Annotated in this window: 3 protein-coding genes and 2 tRNA genes; 4 read left to right on the top strand and 1 reads right to left on the bottom strand. The window is 46.7% G+C overall.

The window, feature by feature from the left end; translation table 11 throughout:
* Positions 1–52 precede the first annotated feature (52 nt).
* A complete protein-coding gene (locus ABNS04_RS12275; RefSeq protein ID WP_272977349.1) occupies positions 53–724 on the bottom strand; it encodes a methylamine utilization protein in 672 nt (223 codons plus the stop codon).
* A 152-nt stretch (positions 725–876) separates the two neighbouring features.
* On the opposite strand from ABNS04_RS12275, the gene ABNS04_RS12270 reads away from it, so the two are divergent.
* The 4 genes from ABNS04_RS12270 to ABNS04_RS12255 all read left to right on the top strand — a co-directional run bounded on the left by ABNS04_RS12270 (position 877) and on the right by ABNS04_RS12255 (position 3,262).
* Positions 877–2,250 carry a class II fumarate hydratase gene (locus tag ABNS04_RS12270; protein ID WP_272977348.1) on the top strand — a complete coding sequence of 458 codons (1,374 nt, stop codon included), beginning with the start codon at positions 877–879 and terminating at the stop codon, positions 2,248–2,250.
* 11 nt (positions 2,251–2,261) lie between these two features.
* Positions 2,262–2,924, top strand: a complete 663-nt coding sequence (locus ABNS04_RS12265) for an SDR family oxidoreductase (RefSeq protein WP_006955210.1) — start codon at positions 2,262–2,264, stop codon at positions 2,922–2,924.
* A gap of 163 nt (positions 2,925–3,087) precedes the next feature.
* A tRNA-Met gene (locus ABNS04_RS12260) sits at positions 3,088–3,164 on the top strand.
* A gap of 13 nt (positions 3,165–3,177) precedes the next feature.
* Positions 3,178–3,262, top strand: a tRNA-Leu gene (locus tag ABNS04_RS12255).
* Positions 3,263–3,293 lie beyond the last annotated feature (31 nt).

Genomic DNA, 3,293 nt, shown 5'->3' with positions numbered 1-3,293 from the left:
GCAATGAGGATACCAAAAATGACCGCGAGTCGGACTTTAAACTGTTTAAACATCAAGCTCCTAAGCGATTAAAGCGTTTTTCTAATCGCGACTTTTCTTCTTTCTTTGGCGCTGGTGGTGCCACATCCAGCGTTATATCGCTATTCTTGATTGGCATTTTTAGTTCGATGAGTTCGCCCGCATTGAGGTCATCCCCCATCCATGGATGCCAAACGCGGAGTGTTATCGCTTGCGATTGTTTACTGACCGCGTCATTGAACTCAATACTGACCTTTCCCGACGCATCGGACACGAATCCCTGCAACGCGTTGTTAATCACAACGTAGCCGACCATATCGTCATGAATGTTACAGCCGAGCGTCACCACCCCCGGCTTGTCAAAAGTCACCTTGGGACGCTCTTGGTCTGAATAAAGTTTTAACTCAAAAGGCTTCGCTTTTGAGAAAGAGTACACATGATGACGTATATTATCACTATTTGGAAAGACCACCGTACTGCCCTCCTGAATCGAAGAGACTTTGGGTACAAACTGCTTATCAACTTGGTCAATAATAACGTTGTCTTGCGCGCCGTGGGGGTTTGCTAGCACCGACTTATTAATCAGAATAACTGCGTTATTAACGGGATTACCGTTTTTATCGAGAACCCGAATAGTTTGCGTATCCGCCCATGAGGTCGCAGAGAACACAATCATGATCAGGCTAAAAGCTAGCTGTTTAATCATGGTTCGCCTTATTATATAGCTGTTAGAGATAATGAAGCGCAAGCGCTCATGTTGCTAGCTTAATACAAGCGACGCTCGTTTAGAACTGATCTTTAGGAGTATAAGACCGTATTTCACATTAACCCAATTCTTTGGCTTAGGAGGAACAGGTTATGAGCCGCGAGACAAGGACTGAATCAGATAGTATGGGGCAAGTTGAAGTCCTGCAAAGTGCACTTTATGGCGCCCAGACACAACGTGCTATTAATAACTTCCCCATCAGTGGGCTTACACTGCCATCCGAACTCATCAAAGCCATCGCGCGCATAAAATGGTCAGCCGCGGCTGCGAATCAACAATGTGCAGACCTCGATAAAGACAAAGTGGTCGCCATTCAAGCAGCCGCTCAACAAATTATTGATGGCCAACACGTCGACCAGTTCCCGATTGATGTTTTTCAAACAGGTTCAGGAACGAGTTCGAATATGAACGTCAATGAAGTCATTGCCCATATTGCCCAGCAGCAAGGGGTTGATGTTCATCCCAATGATGATGTCAATCGCAGCCAATCAAGTAATGATACGATTCCAACGGCGATTCAAATCGCTAGTGTCGTGGCCGTCGAACAGCGATTACAGCCAGCACTCAAGCACCTGATTGACACCATCAGAAAAAAAGCAGTTGAATTACGTGATGTGGTAAAGACCGGTCGTACCCACTTAATGGATGCGATGCCATTAACTATGGCTCAGGAATTGAACGCATGGGCCGGACAGCTCGAGTTGACGGCTCAGCAGTTACCGCAACTGTGTGAGCACTCGCAAGTACTGCCGCAAGGCGGAACAGCGATTGGTACCGGTATTAACGCGCCCAAACAGTTCGCCGACTTGTTTGCGCAGTCGCTCAGCAAGCAAACGGGCATTGCTTTTAAAGCATCACGTAACCCGTTTACTGGCATAGCAGGACAAGAGCTCAATGTGCAATTGCATGGGCAATTAAATACGCTTGCAACCACGCTATTAAAAATAAGCAATGACTTACGTTGGATGAACAGCGGTCCACTCGCCGGCTTAGGTGAAATACAACTGACCCCATTGCAACCGGGTAGTAGCATTATGCCCGGGAAAGTGAATCCGGTGATCCCAGAAGCGGTTGCGATGGTTGCAGCACAGGTTAATGGAAACCATACCACCATCACAACGGCCGCCCAACAAGGTAACTTTCAGCTTAACGTCATGCTACCTGTGATCGGCTATAATTTGATGCAGTCACTTGAGTTGCTCACGCAAAGCTGCCAAGTCTTAGCGGATAAAGCCATTATGGATTTTGAGGTGAATCACGATAATTTAGAGAAGGCCTTAGCTAAAAACCCTATTTTAGTAACTGCATTGAATCCAGTTATTGGATATAGCAAAGCCGCTGATATCGCTAAGCGCGCATACAAAGAGAAACGTCCTATTATCGATGTCGCTGAAGAGATGACCGATATGGACCGTAATAAACTCGAGCGCCTGCTCGACCCCAAAGATCTCACACAATCTGATTAAAGGACGTTAATATGTCGAATGTCGTCATTACCGGTGCCAACCGTGGCATCGGTTTTGAGTTAGCCAAACGGTACTCAGAGGCGGGCTATTCAGTCACTGCCGTGTGCCGTAACAACTCAAAACAACTCACCGAGCTTGATGTAGATATCATAGAAGGTATTGATGTTACGAAAACCGCTGACCTTTTACGTATGAAAGAAGGCTTAGGCAACACTCGTATCGATATACTTATCAATAACGCGGGTTTACTTAACCATGATGAGCTCGGTGACTTAGACGCGCGTATGTTACGTGCTCAATATGAAGTAAATGCGATAGCACCGCTACGGGTTACGGAAACTCTACTGGATAACCTCGAAAGCGAAAGCAAGGTCGCTTTAATTACCAGTCGAATGGGTTCCATAGCCGACAATGGTTCAGGTAGCCGCTATGGTTATCGGATGTCAAAAGCCGCACTCAATGCCGCCGGTAAATCTCTGGCATTGGATTTAAAGGATAAAGAAATAGCGGTCGTCTTACTGCACCCCGGTTACGTGCAAACGGATATGGTCGGTGGGCGCGGTGATATTTCTCCAGCAACAGCGGCTGAACGACTCATGCAACGTATTGATGAGCTTACGATAGAAACCTCAGGCCGGTTCTTTCACAGTAATGGGGACGAACTACCCTGGTAAAGAGATGTTTTTGTGGCTTTTTCGTCTAGTTTTCACTCGAATCAGTGTTTTTTTAACCAATCGAACTCAATTAAGTGATTTTTTCTTAAAAAGAGGTTGACGGTAAGCCAAGCGATTTGCATAATACGCGCCGCACTCACAGAGAGGCGCAACACAAAGATTAGGCTACGTAGCTCAGCTGGTTAGAGCACAGCACTCATAATGCTGGGGTCGCAGGTTCGAATCCCGCCGTAGCCACCAATCTTAAAAATGTGCGGACGTGGTGGAATTGGTAGACACGCTGGATTTAGGTTCCAGTGCCTCACGGCGTGAGAGTTCAAGTCTCTCCGTCCGCACCAACTCTCTGAACCAACACTATGTTGGGGCATA

The sequence above is a fragment of the uncultured Idiomarina sp. genome (genome assembly GCF_964010655.1).
GTDB classification, from domain to species: domain Bacteria; phylum Pseudomonadota; class Gammaproteobacteria; order Enterobacterales; family Alteromonadaceae; genus Idiomarina; species Idiomarina baltica.
The sequence above is the reverse complement of the archived record's forward strand: the minus strand, read 5'-3'. Positions and strand labels throughout refer to the sequence as shown.

Bases quoted from the DNA above. Each gene is read 5' to 3' on its own strand.
- ABNS04_RS12275 (WP_272977349.1), bottom strand. From the start codon at position 724: ATGATTAAACAGCTAGCTTTTAGCCTGATCATGATTGTGTTCTCTGCG.
- ABNS04_RS12270 (WP_272977348.1), top strand. From the start codon at position 877: ATGAGCCGCGAGACAAGGACTGAATCAGATAGTATGGGGCAAGTTGAA.
- ABNS04_RS12265 (WP_006955210.1), top strand. From the start codon at position 2,262: ATGTCGAATGTCGTCATTACCGGTGCCAACCGTGGCATCGGTTTTGAG.